Source organism: Desulfatiglans parachlorophenolica, assembly GCF_055394735.1.
The window spans coordinates 3,955,305-3,972,852 of record NZ_AP042460.1; the positions used below are offsets into that span (position 1 = coordinate 3,955,305).

Below are 17,548 nucleotides of genomic sequence, written 5' to 3' on the forward strand. Positions count from 1 at the left end.
GTCTCCATCCGGAAATGGTCTAGAAATCGAAGATCAAATCCACCTGGATCCGGTCTTCGTGCATGCGTTCTTTGTTCTTGCTGAATGTGATATCGCTCGGATCCCAGTCTTTGACCGGGTCCGTATAGAAATATGCCATATCGAAACGAACGTGATTCAAGGGGCGAATCATCAGTTTGACCTTGTGACCCTTGCGGTTGGCCCCGTAAAAATCCTGATCGTTCATGGACCCCACGAGGGCGTTTCGCTCGATCCTCGCATACTTGTACATAACCGCCCACTCACCCTTTTTCTTGGCCTTGCCCACCTGGAAGCCTGCATAACAGGCGGTATCCTCATCACTGGGAACGCGGTCGGCCACGTTGACGACATAGTCACCCAGAAGCTGCACCGGCAGGGATTTCACGGTGAAATCGACCGTCGTGTAGGCCTCCCAGAGATTGAAGTCATAGGCGTATTGGAGCACGCCGTTTTTATCTTTCACAAAGGTATTTCCGCCCCCGCTCGCGTAATCCGCAGTGTGTAGGTACTTCGAATTCTGGAGGTTGGACCAGTCATAATAACTGCCGGCCATGTTCCATTTCACGCCACCGATGTCCCACACATAGCCGGCCTGATAGATGTAGAGCATCGCATCGTCACTTTCATTCTTGACCTCGTTCACTATCATCTGCCCGAACTGGACGAACGGCGTAACGTTCTTGAGTCCGCCGTACTGATAGCGCTCATAGAATCCCTCCGGGTTGACATCCGGATCCCACATGATATCGGTGTGCAAGAAGGTGTTCTTGAACTTTCCACCCGTCAGCTCGAGGCCGGGCAGCCATTTTGGTTCATAGCTGGCGTAGGCCCGATGGAGATAAATCCCCTTGTCGTTGAAGTCGTCCGTAAAACTCTGGTTCGTGGTTGTCGCTTCCCGGTTTGCATCCTGGTTGGTGCAAATCATGAAGTGGGTCGAGATTTCTTCGGTGATATCGCCGTCGAAAAAGACCCGCGCCCTCAAGCGAAAACGGTCCCGATTCGGCAAATCCTTCACTGAGCCGTCCGCCTGCGTTTCCCCCCGGCCATAAATACCCTCATAACGAAGCCGCAGATCCCCCGAAACCTTCATGCTTCTGATCCACCGCGGGATATAGTCCTTCCAGGCGCTTTCCTGCTTCTCGACCTCGGCTGCCACGGCCTGCTGAACTTCATTCTTGCGAGTCTCTTCGAGTTGGGTCTGAGTCTCTTCGACCCGCGTGATCGCCCCCCGTTGGCCCTGCACTTCCTGCCGCAGCCGTTCGATCTCCTGCTGCTGCTGCTCGATCAGCCGGGTCAATGCATCGAGGCGCTCGAGCAGCTCCTCCTGACTCGCTTCACCCGCCGCAGCGGCAGACGTCAACATCACCCATACGCAAAGCAGCGCGGTCAACATCATGAGAAAACCCCAGCGTTTCTCCATCGATACCCTCCTTCCTGATGCTCTTTTCAGTCCATCTGAACGGGTCTCCCTGTGGAAACGCGTCCGGACAGACTCATCCTCTCAGGCGTTTCGCACACCTAAAACGGATGAAGGCTCTCTTGTCAAGCTTTTCCAAGGAAGCAAAGGAAGTGCCATTTTTCGGGGCAGACGAAAAAAAGCCTAAGGGGTTTGAATCAAGAGCGAAAGCGATGTATAGGAGTAGGGAGGGCATGCTGCGGCGGCATCACAGGCGTTGAAATTTTTTACAGGGTGTAAAACAGGAGTGCAATCCGATGAATTCGTACAAAACACTCATGAGAAAAAATCTGGAACGGACCTTCCAGCGGCCGCCTGCGGATCTCGCCGCCTCCATGGATGCACGCATGGAAAACGACGGCACGCTCTCGTTCAAGGCCTTCGGAGAGCCCTGCCGCGTGACACCGCGACGCATCACGCTCGGTGGACGCGAACCGGACGATCCCAGGGCGCTCCTGGTCTCGCTTTACGCACGTCATGCCGGAAAGGAGGCGCCATCGATCCACCCGCTGCGCGCCTTCAAGGATCTTCCCGGAAGCATGCCCTACCAGGGGGCCTTCCGGACCCATACCGAGATGATTCTGTTGCCTTTTGTCACTACCATCCAAGAGCGTCAAACGGAAATCATCGCCCTTTTCGACGGGGGGCCATACCCTGACACGGGAGGCGACTTTGCCTTCCTGCTGCGCCCTTTGCCCAAGATCGCGCTCGGCTATATCTTTTACCTGCCGGATGAAGATTTTCCCCCATCCGTCACCTGCCTCTTCTCGTCCAATGCGCCGGCCTTCATGCCTCTCGACGGACTGGCGGATGTCGCGGAGTACACATCGAGGGGGATCCTGGCAGCCCTGCGATCCGGCACGGGGTGAAACCCCGGGACGCCGCCCGATAAGAACGGCGGAGATTCCCTCATGAAAGAACGGAGATTGCCATGATCGTCTCGACTTACCGGCCTTATTTTGCTCCTCACGCAGCCTTTTTCGCCAAAGCCGCCCGTTCCGATGTGATGGTGCTCCTGGACGACGTCCAATTCCCGCAGGGGAGCACCTGGCTTTCGCGCAACCGCTTCAAGAACGATCAGGGCCTGGTCTGGCTCTCGATACCGGTGTGGAAAAGGGGGTTGGGCCTTCAGAAGATTCGGGAGGTGCGCATCTGCAACGAAGGGCGCTGGCGCGCGAAACACCTGGCGACCCTGCGGACGGCCTACGATCGGGCGCCCTATCTAGAGGAACACGAACCGTTTCTGGAAAGACTTTACAGGAAAAACCAAGTCTTCCTGCTGGATAAGAATCTTGAACTGCTGCGGTATGTTATGCAATGCCTGGGGATCGCTACCCGCATGCCCCTGCTTTCGGAATTGGATATCGAGGCAAGAGAGCCGCTCCTTTCGGTGGCCGTGGCCCAAGCCTTGGGCGCCACCACCTTCCTCGCCCACGGGGGTGCCCTCAAGTATCTGGACCATTCACTTTTTGAGGGAGCAGGGATAGGACTTGCATCCATCCACACCCGACCCCCCGTCTACCCGCAGTTATGGGGGCCTTTCCTGCCCAACCTCTCGGTCCTCGATCTGCTCTTCAACTGCGGACCGGCGGCAGCGCGGATCATCGGCCGACTCGCAGCGGGCGGGCTTGCCACCGAAGGGTTATGATACGGGAACCTGCATGACGTCCGAAAATGAAGGTAGGGTAGGAGGGAGCGGGAACGGGGCCGCGCTCATGAGATCACGGCACGGATTCGGGCAGCCGACCCCAGGGGCAACATACGTTTCGAAAGCCCGACAAAGCCTCTCCGAAGGAGAAGAAAAAGGGGGAATCCCATCGAATAGCCACTTCAAGCGCGCAGCAACGTCAGACTCTTCCAATCCCCTGCCCGGTCGATTCGAGCACACTGCTCCAGAACCGGCCCCCGGGATCGATCTGCTTGGCCTGCGAAACGGTCAAAGGGATGGGCACATGGGTATATTCTCCGTTCCAGTAGCCGACCACCATGTTGGTGCGTCCCGTCATGCCGGCATGGACGGCATTGTGCCCCAAAAGCAGACAGAAGACGGAATCGTGCGCATTCGCGGGCGTGCTCCTGATGGTATAGCTCGGATCGATGTATTTCAGGGTCACTTCCATGCCCACTTCCGCGAAATACGCAAGGATCTTTTCTTTGAGGAAAAGACCGATATCGCCGAGCCTCCTGTTCCCGGAGGCATCCCTCTTCCCGGTCCCCCCCACAAGATCCTGCCCGGCGCCTTCCGCTACGACGATAACGGCATGTTGACGGCGGATCAGACGCTCGTGCAACGCCTTCAGGAACGACTCCAGGCCGAATGGCGCCTCCGGAACCAGGCAGAAATTCACCTCGCTGTTGGCCAGCGTCGCGTTGGCGGCGATAAACCCGGCATCCCGGCCCATCAGCCGGACCAGACCGATCCCGTTCCGGGCGCCGAGCGCCTCTACGTGGGCCGCATAAATGGCCCGGCGGGATTCGGCGACGGCAGTCTCGAAACCAAAGGATTGATCCACATATGAGATGTCGTTATCGATGGTCTTCGGGATGCCGATGATGCTGATCTTCAATTGCCGGCGGGCAACCTCCTCCGAAAAGGCCCTGGCCGCCCTGAGGGTGCCGTCTCCGCCGATGGCAAAGAGAATGCCGACATTCATCCGCTCCAGGGTGTCTACCATCTCCGAGATGTCCTGCGGCCCGCGCGAGGTTCCGAGGATCGTGCCTCCGCTCTGCTGGATTTCCGCGACCATCCGCGGCGTCAGTTCCAGCGGCGCATGCCCGTATTTGGGGATCAGCCCTTCGAAACCATACCGGAAACCGAAGACCCGTTGAATCCCGTAATGGTGGAACAGGCTGAGGACCGTGGCCCGGATGACGTCGTTCAGCCCGGGGCAGATGCCGCCGCAGGTCACAACGCCGCACTTGAGCTTCGAGGGATCGAAATAGATCTCCCTGCGCGGCCCCGCCATTTCAAAACACGGCGGATCGCTCAGCATCCCGGACCGGCAGTCGTAGTCCTTCAGATTGGAATGAAACAGGATCCGCTCGTTGTCTTCCACGAACTGGATCTCCCTCATGGGAGAAGGGATGCGACAGGGTCCGAGCGTTTCTATGCCCAGATCCAGTATATCACGGAGTTCCTCTGTTGCCCTGTCGTTCGTCGTCATTTTTCAGGACCCGATTCGCACGTGTAGATCGAGGCCCCGGAGCACCCGTCAAAGCGAGGGACCGGGCAGGCCGGTCACCGGCTCCGTGAGCAGAAATTCGCCGCTCTCGATCCAGCCCTTCAAAGTCTGAGCCACCTCCCGCGCACGAACATAGGAGGATACCGGAACGGTGTGGACATCGACGCCGTTGAAACGGACCGTCCCGCTCTTCAGCTCGGCGTAGCTGACCTGTCCGAGGCTTTTCGATTCACCTTTCGGATAATCGACCCCATAGTCGATGATCTGGGTGAAGATCTCTTCATCCGAAACGCCGCAGTACCGCGCCATGTCTTCGTTCAGGATCGGTATGGGAACACCCAGTCCCACCGCCAGGGAGCATCCGTAGCCAAGGATGCTCACCCCGACGACCCAACGGGGGTTCATTGCCTTCATGTCTCCCATCACCATCAGCGTCCCTGCGGAGGTCAGTGGCGTGCCGTTTGCGTGCCGTTTCGCGTTAGGGTTGTGCTGGGTCCCCGGCCCGATGATGTACCCCTGCGCCCCGCCGAGGAAGATGCGGGTTCCCAGACCCATCGTGAGATACAATGGGTCGTTGAAAAGGGGGCTCACCTGTCCGGCCGTAGCATAATTCGCATTGCCGGCGTTGGGCTTGAGTACACCCATGTAGGTATATATGGTCTTGCCGCTCAGATTGACCGCGCAGTTGTAGTTCTGATAGGCGTTCCTCGGATTCAGCAGAGCAGCGTATGGCAGATCCTCCAGACTGACCCTTTTTTTTACCTCGCGGTTGGGATAGCAATCCGTCCCATAGGCGGTCGCCACCAGGTTCACTTTCTTGCCCGCGATGAGATCCTGGATGACATGGCCGCCCCCGTATTTAAACTGCCCGGGGTGCACGCGGTTCAGTGGATCGTCCAGGGCCGGCTCCGTAGCCCCTATGAAGATGTCGACCGCCGCCAGTCCGGCATAGGCCGGCACATCATTCAACCAGACCTGCGATGCCTTGATGGTCGGTTTGGTATGGCCGAAATTGATCAGGGCGCCCGAAGAACACATGGGGGAAAAAGTGCCGGTCGTCACCACATCCACTTCTCGAGCGGCCTTCCGCACCCCTTTGCTCTTGACGATCTCGGTCATTTCGTCGGCTGTAACGACAACGACCTGACCCTTTCTGATCTTTTCGTTGATTTCCTGAATGGTTCTCGTAGCCTCTCTGGTCGCCATACCCGTCAACCTCCCCCTGATTTCCGTCCGGGGGAAAGCCCTCTGCACTCCCAGGCGCTGATCGGATCAGCACTGCTCCTTGTGCGGCCACCGAACGCCCGTTTTTGTGATGGGACTTGCCCCGACCCTTGTGCCGCCCTTTTAAAGAACCGGCACGAGCCGGACCCGAAAGGAAGATAAGACCCACCGCTCAGATCCAAAACACCTAGGCTCAACCTGTCCCCGGATGGACACCACATATGCTGGTAAAGCCGGTATCATAGGAGGTATTTTTTTCGTGTTCAAGCAAAAGTTTGTACCCCGCTCGCCGCATCGGATGTTTCTCTTGACGAAGACCGCCCCGTCCGAGCATTCTATCCAAGCGTACGTCTGACTTCGACGGACACCGACATCATCTCCGGAGGTCCTTATGTCCCCTGAATACGGCTTCGAGCTTACCCATGAACGCGACATCAAAGAGATAAAAACCCGCGGGCGGATGTATGAACATACCCGGACCGGCGCAAAACTTCTCTACCTCCTGAACGAGGACGAGAACAAGGTCTTCGGCATCACCTTCCGAACACCCCCTGCCGACAGCACGGGCCTGCCCCATATCCTGGAGCATTCGGTCCTGTGTGGATCGCGCAAATATCCGGTGAAAGAACCGTTCGTGGAGCTTTTGAAGGGATCCCTGCACACTTTTCTGAACGCCTTCACCTATCCCGACAGGACCTGCTATCCAGTCGCCAGCCAGAATCGGCGGGATCTCCTCAATCTGATCGATGTCTATCTCGATGCCGTATTCCACCCGAGGCTCACCGAAACAACCTTCAAACAGGAAGGGTGGCATTTCGAGCTCGACAACCCCGATGTGCCCCTGCAGTTGAAGGGCGTCGTCTTCAACGAGATGAAAGGCGCCTACAGCTCTCCGGACAATCTCCTGGGGACCTATACCCTGCAAGAACTCTTTCCCGACAACCCGTATGCCTTTGATGCCGGCGGCGACCCGCGGGTGATTCCCCGCCTGACCTACGAGCAATTTCTAGCCTTTCATCGCCGTTATTACCACCCTTCCAATGCCCGCATCTTCGTTTACGGCGACATGCCCCCCGAGGAGATCATGCCCGTGCTGCAAGAATACCTGGAGGATTTCGACCGGCTTGCAATCGATTCGGAGATTGCATTGCAGCAGCCCTTTCCCGGTCCCAGGCGGGCTACCCGCCCGGTCATGGCTGGAAAAGAATCGGGCGCCGGCTCCAAGGGGATGGTAACGATCAACTGGCTCCTCGGTCAAACCACTCAAAGAGAGCCCAACTTCGCCCTGCGGGTCCTCGAGTACATCCTGCTCGGCATGCCTGGATCACCGCTGCGCCGGGCCCTTATCGAATCCTCTCTGGGGGAGGATCTTGCAGGGGAGGGGCTTGGAACCGAACTCTGCCAGATCTATTTCTCGACAGGTCTTAAAGGGATCGCTCCGGAGCACACCGGCCGGTTGGAAGCCCTGGTGCTGGATACCCTGAAAGGCCTGTCGTGCAGAGGGATCGACCCGCTGATGACGGAGGCGGCCCTCAACACCATCGAGTTCCGCCTCCGTGAGAACAACAGCGGCCACTACCCCCGCGGCCTGCTACTCATGCTGCGGGCCTTGACCACATGGCTGTACGACGGGGATCCCTTTACCCTCCTGGCCTTCGAAGAGCCTTTGGAAACGGTCAAGTCCCGGACCAAAGAGCAAAAGCGCTACTTCGAAAACCTGCTGACGGAACATTTCCTCGATAATCCGCACCGCGTGACCTTGACGCTCAAACCCGACCCGGAACTCGCGGAACGGATGGAGAAGGCCGAAACGGCCGAACTCGATCACATCCGTAAGGCGTTGGATGAGCGGCAAATCGAGGAACTGGCTGCCCAATCGAAGAGCCTGAAGTCCGAACAAACCCGCCCGGACCCTCCGGAGCACCTGGCCTCGATCCCCCGGCTGCGCCTCGAGGACCTCGAGAGCCGGAACAAGCTCATCCCTGCTGAACCCCAGGACCTCGACGGCATTCCACTGCTCTATCATGAGCTTCCGACCAATGGAATCCTTTACCTCGATCTGGGTTTGGACCTCCACGCGCTGCCACCCGAAACACTCCCTTATGTCCCGCTCTTCAGCCGCGCGCTGCTCGAAATGGGCACGCGGAAGGAAGACTTCGCCGCCCTGTCGCGGCGGATCAGCGCAGGGACAGGCGGCATCCGGCCGGAACGCTTCCTGTCTACGAAGAAAGACCGCCGGGAAGCCGCGGCCCGCCTCTTTCTGCGCGCCAAGGCGCTGCCGCACCAAATCCCCGAGCTGATCGCCATCCTCAAAGACATTCTATTCGAACCGGCTTTCGAAAACCGTGAACGGTTCCGGCAGATGGTCTTAGAGGAGAAGGCCCGGGCGGAGCATCACCTGATTCCTGCAGGCCATCAGGCGGTGGCCCTGCGCCTCAAGGCCCATTTCAGCGAGGCCCACCGTGCCGCCGAAAGCATGGGCGGCATCAGTTATATCCTTTTTCTGCGGACCCTCGCCCGCGATGTTCAAGAGGACTGGCCGAAGATTCTCGGACGGTTGGAAAGTATCCGGCAAACGCTGATCAACCGCCGGCTTCTGCAGCTCAATCTGACAGCCGAAGAGGGTTTACTGGACAGGACAAAGACCGCACTCGAGGCACTGGCGGCTGAAATGCCCGACAGCATTGTGGCGGAAGCCCCCTGGAAATGGGAGAACCTTCCCGAGGCCGAGGGGATGACCGTTCCCTCTCAGGTCAATTACGTCGGCAAAGGCGCGGATCTGTTCCGGTCGGGCTACCGCTTTCACGGCTCCGCACTGGTGATCGCCCGCTATCTTCGCAACGCCTGGCTCTGGAATCAGGTACGGGTCCTGGGAGGAGCCTATGGGGCCTTCTGCAGCCTGGAACGTTTTTCAGGCGCACTGACCTTTGTATCCTATCGAGACCCGAATATCCTCCCCACGCTGAAGGCCTTCGATGAAAGCGCCGATTTTCTGAAAAAGAGTGCGCTTGCCGACGACGAACGTGAGAAGGCGATCATTGGGACCATCGGAGAACTGGACAGCCACCTGCTCCCCGACGCAAAGGGCTTCGTATCGCTGCTGCGGCATCTGACGGGGGACTCCGACGCCTCGCGCCAGCAGATGAGGGAAGAGATTCTGGGCACCGAACTGCGACACTTCCGAGAATTCGGCGAGATCCTGGATGCTCTCAGGACCTCGCCCTTCATCAAGGTCCTGGGGGCTCGGGAGGCCATCGACAAAGCGCAATCCGAGCTTCCCCGGAGCCTCGATATCGTTCAGGTCCTCTAAACAAAGGCGCAGGCGGCCGCCTCACCATCGAGCACCCGTTCAGCGGAATCACTCCCTTGCCAGAGTTTCCCTGGCAAACAGGCTTGCCAAGAAGGCGATCACACCACATGCAAAGAGCACCAGAAAGGCCTGGCGGTAGGCGGCAACGGTGAAGGCCCCCTCCACCCGGCCACCTTTTTCGAGGACATACCCAAGAAGAGGCTGAAAAACAGCTCCTCCGGCAAAGGGGAAAAGATTCACCAGGCCCGTTGCCGTTCCGGCCATCTGGACCGGAAAAAGTTCCTTCGTGGTGATAAAACCGATGACGACCACCGCACTCGAAAAAATCCCGAGCCCAAGACAAACGGCATAAAGGCCGAGGATCGGGATCGATGCTGTAGCAAAGGCAAGGACTGCGGTCAGTGCCACGAGAATGGCGCTCGAGAGGACAAGAATCGGTTTGCGGCCTTTCAATACCCGATTGGATACATAGCTCAAGAGCGGGCTGCCTACAATCATGCCGACGGCGAGCATGGAAAGGATGCGGCCGGCCTCCCCCTTGCTCATACCGTAGACCTGAATGAGATACGGTCCGCCCCAGAGCCCTCCAAAAGAGAAAAATACCGCGCAGTCGAAGAAGAACCAGATGGCCACCGGCCAGAAAAAGGGTTCTTTGACGACCTTTGCAACCCCCTGCATGAGCCCTATCGCCTCAGGTTTCACTTTCGGTGCGCCCATCGGAGGCTCGAAGCCCATGTCCTGCGGCCTGTCGCGGACGAAGAGCCACACGAGAACCGCCAGGACGAGGGTCAGGATTCCGACGACCACAAAAGACATCCGCCAACCGATCAGGGTGCTGACCCAAGCCAGCGGAGCCGCCGCGATCAGCGACCCCAACCCCCCCATGGCCATCAGGATCCCGGTCATGGTAGCGAATTCCCTTGTCTCGAACCATTCGGCCAGCACCTTCATGGTCGGCACGAACAGCATGGCGATGCCGAGACCGACCAGCGTGCGCCCTACAATGGCGAGGAAGACCGAGGGGGCAAAACCCAGGATGAATGAGCCTGCAATGGCCACCAGAAAGAAGAGCGTGATCGTGTTTCGAGGACCCCAGGAATCCGAGAGGAGCCCCGCCGGCAGTTGCATCAATGCGTAGGGATAGAAGTAGGCGGCGCCCAGAAGTCCGGTCAAGGCTCCGCCCGCCTTCAGGTCGCGCATCATGTCAACCGCCACCACAGCCGGGCAAAGCCGATGAAAATAGACCAGCACATAGCCGAATGCCAAAATCCAGAAGATCAACCAACGGTACCTAAGGGCCTTTCCCAACGCGTCCGACACCATCTCATCCCCTCCTTGGAAACGATTTCGTTTTTGCGATGCGGAGCCTCCCCCGGCATAAAACGGCGTCAATGACCGGCCGCATGCCGAAGATCGGCTTATTTTGCGGATGCATATTGCCTCACTGACCTGTTTACTGGCATAATACCGTCCGGGCTGGGTATCCGCCCCGGGACACCTTTCATGCCTTGCGGACTTTTCAATGAGGGAACCATTGTCGACAGAGAATCGAGGTGCAGAATCACTTTGAAACCGTTGGAGCAAAAACCCTTTTCTATCACCAGATAAATGCTGTATACAGCATAACCATACCTTACTTTGACAAAGATTGGGAAATGAAATTCCAGGATCTTACAATCGAGCATCCAGGTGATACCGACACCAAAGGGGGCCATAGATCATGACTGACTTTACCATAACATTTCAGCCCGACAACATCTCCATCAAGGTGGAGGAAGGTACGACCATCGCCAAAGCGGCTCAGGACGCCGGTGTCTTTATCAACAACCTGTGCGGTGGTCAGGGGGTCTGTGGGCAATGCCGCGTCCAGATCACCCGAGGGAGAATCGAGACGGATGATCAGAGCAGATCCTTTTTCTCGGAGGAGGAACTGGCGAAGGGATACACCCTCGCCTGCCAGACGGAAATCCACGATGACCTGGACGTGCTGATTCCTCCCGAATCCCGGATCGAGGGTGCACAGATCATGACCGGAGAAAGCAGCCGGTCTTCCGCCGCCGGCGCCGTAGAAACCGAGGATCGTCCTTCAGGACCGCTTGTGCGTAAGATTTATCTCGATCTCCCGAAACCCTCTCTTGAAGACAACATGGCCGACGTCGAACGACTCTTCCGGGGGATACGCAAAGTCCTCGGCTGGCACCAGTACGAAATCACGCTCACGTGTCTCCGAAAGTTGTCCGAAAAGCTGCGTGAGAACGACTGGAAGGTGACCGTGAGTCTGGCGCGGGAGATCGAACGCTACCGCATCGTCGATATCGAGCCCGGAGATTCGAGCACGGAACCCTGCTACGGCTTGGCGGTGGATGTCGGCACGACGACCGTGGTCGCCCAACTGCTGGATCTCGGCAAACAGCAGGTCCTCGATGTGGACGGCACCCACAACATGCAGGCCTCCTATGGGGAGGACGTCATTTCGCGCATGATCTTCGCCTGTGGAAAAGGGGGCCTCGATCCCCTGCATGCCGCCGTAATCCGCAACATCAATCAGCTGATCCGAAATCTGACCAGCCGCAACGGCATCGAGCCAGAGGCCATCCGGGCCATCGTAGCCGCCGGGAACACGACGATGAGCCACTTTCTGCTCGGTCTGACGCCGTGCTCCATCCGGCTGGAACCTTACGTCCCCACGGCCTACATCTACCCACAAATCTCGGCCCGAGATGTCGGGCTGAACACCCATGAAAACGCGATCCTCGAGACCATCCCGAGTGTAGCATCCTACGTCGGCGGGGATATCGTGGCAGGGGTGCTGGCCTCCGGCATCGCGGACAGCGAGGCGGTCCGAGGTCTGATCGACATCGGAACCAATGGAGAGATAGCCATCGGGAACCGCGATTGGCTGGTCTGCTGCTCGGCCTCGGCCGGCCCCGCATTCGAGGGGGGCGGGACCCGGTGCGGGATGCGCGCCACCAGGGGCGCCATCGAAAAGGTCCAGATCCAGGATGGCAAGGTTCAGTATCAGACGATCGGCAATGCCGCTCCCCGTGGAATCTGCGGCTCCGGATTGATCGACATCATTTACGAACTGGTCAGGAACCGTATCATCAGCCCGGACGGAAAGTTTCATCGCCGGCTGTCCGACCCAAGACTGACGTTGGTAGACGACATCCCCCAGTATACCATCGCTGACCGCAATGAAACCGAAACCGGCGATACCCTCGTGATCACCGAATCGGACATCGACAATCTGATGAAATCGAAAGGTGCCGTTTTCGCGGCGATCAAAGCACTCATGGACTATATCGGGATGCCCTTCGACCAGCTCGAGAGCCTATACGTCGCAGGAGGTTTCGGTAGCTTTCTGAATATCCCGAAGGCGGTCGCGATCGGTCTCTTGCCGGATATCGAGCGAGAGAAAATCCAGTTTATCGGAAACAGCTCTCTGACCGGCGCCCGTATGTGCCTCCTGTCCGAGTCGGCGATGGAGAAATCCATGACCATCTCCCGGTCCATGACCAATATCGAACTCTCGAACTACCAGCCGTTCATGGACGAATACATCGCCTCCCTCTTCCTGCCGCACACGGATCGGAGGCTTTTTCCGAGTGTCGACTATTGAGGGGGGGCATGCGCACGTCACACCCGTTGACAGCACCCCGGTCTGTGTGGATCGCCCCCATCCCTGCAGACCGGACTCGACCGCCCGAAAGAAGGGGCTGAATCCATGGGTCCGAAACGCCTTTGGGTCGACGGCCATGTTGACTGGCCTTATTACATGACGCGGGGTGGGCATGATCTTCCGTTCGCCTGCCTCGCCCAAGGCCCCTTTACGCCTCAGCGGGCCGCCGAAGGGGGTGTCCGTCTCTTTGGCACCGCCCTGTATTGTGAAGATGTCTTCAACGGCCGGGGGTCGGCCGGGGGCCACCTGGACCGTTTGTTTTCGTTTGCGCTCGACAGGCTTCAGGGGTTGCGCATCCTCAGGACCCGGGCAGACCTCGAGGCCCTGCAAACAACCGACGGCCTCTCCGGGACCTTCCTCATTCTGGAAAACGCAGACGGTCTTGCCGACGATCCGGCAAGCCTGGTCCGTCTCCGGGAAAACGGCCTGCTTCTGATTGGATTGACGCACGCTGCTTCGAACCGTTTCGCCCAGGGGAACGGCGTTGAAACGGCCGCAGGTTTGACAGGCCTTGGGCGCAGGGTTATCGAGGACATCAGGAGCCTCGGGCTCGCCATCGATGTCGCGCACTTGCACCCGCGCTGTTTCTGGGAACTCGTCGGATCTTTCGACGGTCCGCTGGTCAGCTCCCATACCGGCATCAGGGAACTCTGTCCTCTCAGAAGAAATCTCGACCTGGACCAGGCCCGCGAGATCATGGTCCGCGGCGGTGTAATCGGCGTAACCTTCAACCCTGAAATGCTCACAGGCTCAGGGCCCTGTGGATTGGAGGACATCTTCAGGCATGTGGATCTGCTGGTGCAGACCTTTGGACCGGACGGGGTTGCCCTGGGATCCGATTTCTTCGGTTTTGACAGCTTCTGTCGAGGAATGGAACATATCGGGCAGATCGGGCAACTGGCCCGGCTGATGGGCGCCCATGGATACAGTCCCCCGGAGGTAGAACAGATCATGGGCGGGAACTGGGTGCGTTTTCTGAGGGAACTCCTTGTTCGGCATGAGGCCCGCGGCTGATGGAGACCTAAGGGAAATGGATATGACTTCGGCACCTCCGGCCATTTTGCAGCCGGCACAGAGACTTCAGCAGGCGGGCCTCTTGAAAGGGCTCCAGATCGGGTCCCTCTCTCTGGAGTCGTCGGTGGTCATGGCGCCCCTTGCCGGAATCAGCGACCTCGCCTTCCGGATACTCGCCCGGCGTCACGGGGCCGCAATGGTCACTTCAGAGATGGTGAGCGCCCACGGTTTGATCCAGAGGCAGAAAAAAACCCTCTCCTATCTCAGAACCTCGGCCGAAGAATCCCCTCTGGCCGTTCAGATCTTCGGCGCCGAGCCCGCCGTCATGGAAGAAGCCGCCCGGATCGCCGTCGATGCAGGGGCCGCCGTCCTGGACATCAACGCCGGCTGCCCGGTACGAAAAGTAGTCAGGACCGGTGCCGGAGGAGCCCTGTTGAAACAACCCGAACTCTTCGAGAGGATCCTTGCCCGTGTCCGGCGTCGCTGTTCGGTCCCCCTCACGGTGAAGATGCGCACGGGTTGGTCGCACCATTCTCCCGTTGTGCTCGATCTGGCACGGATGGCTGAGGAATGCGGCGTCGACGCCATCACGGTGCATGGCCGGTCGGTGCCGCAAGGGTTCGGCGGAAAGGCTGATTGGGACATCATCGGGGAGGTCAAGACCCGCCTCCGTATTCCGGTCATCGGCAACGGCGATATAACGGAGCCGGTTCACGCCATCGCCATGATGGAGAAAACCGATTGCGACGGAGTCATGATCGGACGCGCCGCCATCGGAAACCCGTGGATTTTCAGTCAGGTGCTCGCGCTCAGTGCCGGTCTGCCACCCCGCGCACCGAGCCCCGAAGAGCGCCGGGAGGCGATCCTGTCACACTTTGAACTCCTGAGCGAACTCGAAGGCAGCACCCGGGCGGCTCGCCGCATGCGCGGGCTGCTCCTCTGGTACACCAAGAGCCTGCCGTTCAGCAGCCGCTTCCGCGGCGCCATCACTTCCATTACGGATATGTCGAGCCTGATGGCTGCGCTGGACCTGTTTTTGGACAAGCTGGCTGCGGCAGGAGCGACCCATTGAAAGTCAAGCTTGCCAGAACAGCGGGGTTCTGCATGGGTGTCAGGCGCGCCATGGAACTCGTCCTGACCGCCGCCAATCGGAAGGACGACCGGCCGCTTCACACCTATGGACCGCTGATCCACAATACTCAGGTTCTCGATCTATTGAAAACCAAGTCCGTCACGGTGTTGAAGGACCTGGAAGGTGTCAGCGGCGGACGGATCGTGATACGGGCCCACGGGATACCACCCGCCGAGCGCGATAAACTCAAAAAGAGCGGAATGGAGATCCTGGATGCGACCTGCCCGAAGGTGGCCCGGGTTCAGAGTCTGATCCGCCTTCACACCCGCAAAGGTCATGAATGCATCATCGTAGGTGATTCAGACCATGCCGAGGTCATCGGCTTGATGGGCTACAGCGTCACGCCTCCGTTCGTCATCCAGGAGGTCTCCCAGGTTGTGAACCTCCCTGATCTTCAAAAACCTTTTGTCGTCGCGCAGACCACCCAGAACGACTCAGTTTTCAGCGACGTGGTGACCGCTCTGAGGGCAAGGTTCCCCAACCTGCTGGTCTTCGATACGATCTGCAATGCCACCCACCTTCGACAAAAGGAGGTACGCTCCTTCAAAGGCCAGGTGGATGCCATGGTCGTCGTGGGAGGGTATCACAGCGGCAACACCCAGCGGCTTGCCGAGGTGGCCCGCGAGGTAGGTCTGAAGACGTTTCATGTGGAGACGGAAAAGGATCTCGACCTCAAGGCACTCGAACCCATGAGCTGCATCGGTGTCACCGCCGGCGCGTCGACCCCCAATTGGATGATCCAAAACGTCGTGCGGACCATCGAGCGAATACGCGGCCAAAGAGAGCCGAGGGTTCTCAACGGGTGCCGCAAGGTTTTCGAAACCCTCGTCCTGGCCAGCAGCCTCGTCGCCGGCGGGGCTTTGTGTTTCGCCTACGCAGCAGGATTCCTGGCAGGGTCACCCCCTGAGATCGTTTTCCCGTTTATTGCCATGTTCTATATTTACGCTGTGCATGGGCTGAATCGCATTGTCGACAAGGGTGCCGGCATCTACAACGACCCCGAAGGGGCCCGGTTTCTGACCGCCCACCGAAGCGTTCTCGTCGGCAGCGGGATAGCGGCTGCAGCCTCGGCACTCGCGCTGGCCCTTTCCCGGGGCCTCCCGACGTTTCTGGCCTTGGCTGCATTTATCGTCATCGGTCTGATGTACAGCCTCCCCATCTTTCCTGACCGGCTGCGCAGCCGGCGCACCTACTTCCGGATCAAGGACATTCCGGGTTCGCGCAGCCTCGCCGACGCCTTCGCACGCGTAGCCGTCATCAACGTCCTGCCGCTTTTTTCGACGGATCCGGGTCCATACAGTGCGGTCGCTGTCTCCATGGTCTTCGTCCTGCTACTGAGTTATGGGAGGTCTGGGCTTTTCGATCTGCTTCATTTGCAGGGAGATCTGATCGTAGGAAAGGAAACCCTGCCGTTGACCATCGGTCAAAAGCAGGCCACCTTACTGCTGCGGATCGTACTCGGCTTTCTGGGTGTCTTTCTGGTTGTCAGTGCAATCGCCGGCTGGGTGGAGGTCTTCGCCTTCTGGATGCTGATACCTGTTGCCGGAATGGCTCTGTGTCTGGCAGCCTTTGAAAGGCACTGGATCCGCTCAGCCCTGATCATGGAGGCGCTGGTCGAAAGCAATTTCTTCCTTGCCGGAATCATTGCATTCTGCGCTGATCTTTTTCCATGACCGTCCTGAGCGTTATCATCCCCACTTACAACCGGGGCGCCGTTCTCGAACGGGCCATTGCGTCCGTGCTCGGGCAAAAAACGGATTGCCCTTTTGAACTGATAGTCGTCGACGACGGCTCCTCGGACGACACCCAAAAACGCCTAGAACCTTTTCGACACAGCCTCCGCCTGCTCACCCACGATTGGAATCGGGGTGTTTCGGCGGCGCGCAACACAGGCATCCGGTCTTCGCGCGGATCCTATATCGCATTCCTTGATTCCGATGACTGCTGGCTGACGGGAAAGCTCACGGTCCAGACGGTTTTCATGCAGGAAAGGCCCGCGGCGCTGATCAGCCAAACAGATGAAATCTGGTTCAGAAACGGGCAACGTGTCAACCCCCAAAAAAAGCATCTGAAACAGGATGGGTATATCTTCCGGCCTTCCCTCGAGCGCTGTCTGGTGAGCCCGTCGGCGGTCATGTTGAAGCGGAGCCTCCTCGACCAGGTCGGACTTTTCGACGAGACCTTGCCGGCCTGTGAAGACTACGACCTGTGGCTCCGGATCAGTGCACACTATCCGGTCCACCTTATCCCGCAGAAGCTGGTCGCGCGCTACGGCGGGCATCCCGACCAGTTATCCGCCCGCTTTTACGGCATGGACCGGTTCCGCATTCTGGCTCTTGCGAAGATCCTGCAGAGCGGAACGCTCGACCTCGACCAAAGGCGGGAGGCATGCGCAGAAATGGCCAGAAAGTGTGCAATATACGGCAACGGTTGCCTCCGCCGCCGAAAACGGATCGAGGGGACCTTCTATTTGAACCTGCCGAAGGCTATGGACGGGCTATAAAGCGGCAGCGCTGCAAATCGAGCCTCG

At 58.7% G+C, this 17,548-nt stretch carries 12 protein-coding genes; 8 read left to right on the top strand and 4 right to left on the bottom strand.

The annotated features are described in order from the left end of the window. Nucleotides 1–19: 19 nt before the first annotated feature. A complete protein-coding gene (locus ACZ500_RS18480; protein ID WP_464228913.1) occupies nucleotides 20–1,441 on the bottom strand; it encodes a putative porin in 1,422 nt (473 codons plus the stop codon). A 293-nt stretch (nucleotides 1,442–1,734) separates the two neighbouring features. Between ACZ500_RS18480 and ACZ500_RS18485 the strand changes: the two genes are divergently transcribed. After that, a complete protein-coding gene (locus ACZ500_RS18485; protein WP_464228914.1) occupies nucleotides 1,735–2,346 on the top strand; it encodes a DUF3786 domain-containing protein in 612 nt (203 codons plus the stop codon). Nucleotides 2,347–2,408: 62 nt separating this feature from the next. Next, nucleotides 2,409–3,125 carry a WbqC family protein gene (locus ACZ500_RS18490; protein WP_464228915.1) on the top strand — a complete coding sequence of 239 codons (717 nt, stop codon included), beginning with the start codon at nucleotides 2,409–2,411 and terminating at the stop codon, nucleotides 3,123–3,125. Nucleotides 3,126–3,324: 199 nt separating this feature from the next. On the opposite strand, the gene ACZ500_RS18495 is transcribed toward ACZ500_RS18490, so the two are convergent. Then, complete coding sequence (locus ACZ500_RS18495) at nucleotides 3,325–4,641, bottom strand: ATP-dependent 6-phosphofructokinase (protein ID WP_464228916.1); 1,317 nt, start codon at nucleotides 4,639–4,641, stop codon at nucleotides 3,325–3,327. Nucleotides 4,642–4,689: 48 nt separating this feature from the next. Continuing rightward, entirely contained in the window at nucleotides 4,690–5,865 is a 1,176-nt protein-coding gene (locus ACZ500_RS18500; protein WP_464228917.1) for a homocysteine biosynthesis protein, read from the bottom strand. Between the two features lie 409 nt (nucleotides 5,866–6,274). On the opposite strand from ACZ500_RS18500, the gene ACZ500_RS18505 reads away from it, so the two are divergent. Beyond that, nucleotides 6,275–9,193 (top strand): insulinase family protein, encoded by a 2,919-nt coding sequence (locus tag ACZ500_RS18505; RefSeq protein ID WP_464228918.1) that lies wholly within the window; start codon nucleotides 6,275–6,277, stop codon nucleotides 9,191–9,193. 48 nt (nucleotides 9,194–9,241) lie between these two features. On the opposite strand, the gene ACZ500_RS18510 is transcribed toward ACZ500_RS18505, so the two are convergent. Next, a complete protein-coding gene (locus ACZ500_RS18510; RefSeq protein WP_464228919.1) occupies nucleotides 9,242–10,516 on the bottom strand; it encodes an MFS transporter in 1,275 nt (424 codons plus the stop codon). Between the two features lie 397 nt (nucleotides 10,517–10,913). On the opposite strand from ACZ500_RS18510, the gene ACZ500_RS18515 reads away from it, so the two are divergent. From ACZ500_RS18515 to ACZ500_RS18535, 5 genes are all read left to right on the top strand, one after another. Next, nucleotides 10,914–12,812 (top strand): ASKHA domain-containing protein, encoded by a 1,899-nt coding sequence (locus ACZ500_RS18515; protein WP_464228920.1) that lies wholly within the window; start codon nucleotides 10,914–10,916, stop codon nucleotides 12,810–12,812. A gap of 105 nt (nucleotides 12,813–12,917) precedes the next feature. Next, nucleotides 12,918–13,886, top strand: coding sequence for a dipeptidase (locus ACZ500_RS18520; RefSeq protein WP_464228922.1), 969 nt, complete (start codon nucleotides 12,918–12,920; stop codon nucleotides 13,884–13,886). Nucleotides 13,887–13,902: 16 nt separating this feature from the next. Beyond that, entirely contained in the window at nucleotides 13,903–14,958 is a 1,056-nt protein-coding gene (gene dusB, locus ACZ500_RS18525) for a tRNA dihydrouridine synthase DusB (protein WP_464228923.1), read from the top strand. Next, nucleotides 14,955–16,691 (top strand): 4-hydroxy-3-methylbut-2-enyl diphosphate reductase, encoded by a 1,737-nt coding sequence (ispH, locus tag ACZ500_RS18530; protein ID WP_464228924.1) that lies wholly within the window; start codon nucleotides 14,955–14,957, stop codon nucleotides 16,689–16,691. The genes dusB and ispH overlap by 4 nt, the downstream gene beginning before the upstream one ends. Continuing rightward, nucleotides 16,688–17,521, top strand: a complete 834-nt coding sequence (locus ACZ500_RS18535; RefSeq protein ID WP_464228926.1) for a glycosyltransferase family 2 protein — start codon at nucleotides 16,688–16,690, stop codon at nucleotides 17,519–17,521. The genes ispH and ACZ500_RS18535 overlap by 4 nt, the downstream gene beginning before the upstream one ends. The last annotated feature ends 27 nt before the right edge of the window (nucleotides 17,522–17,548 follow it).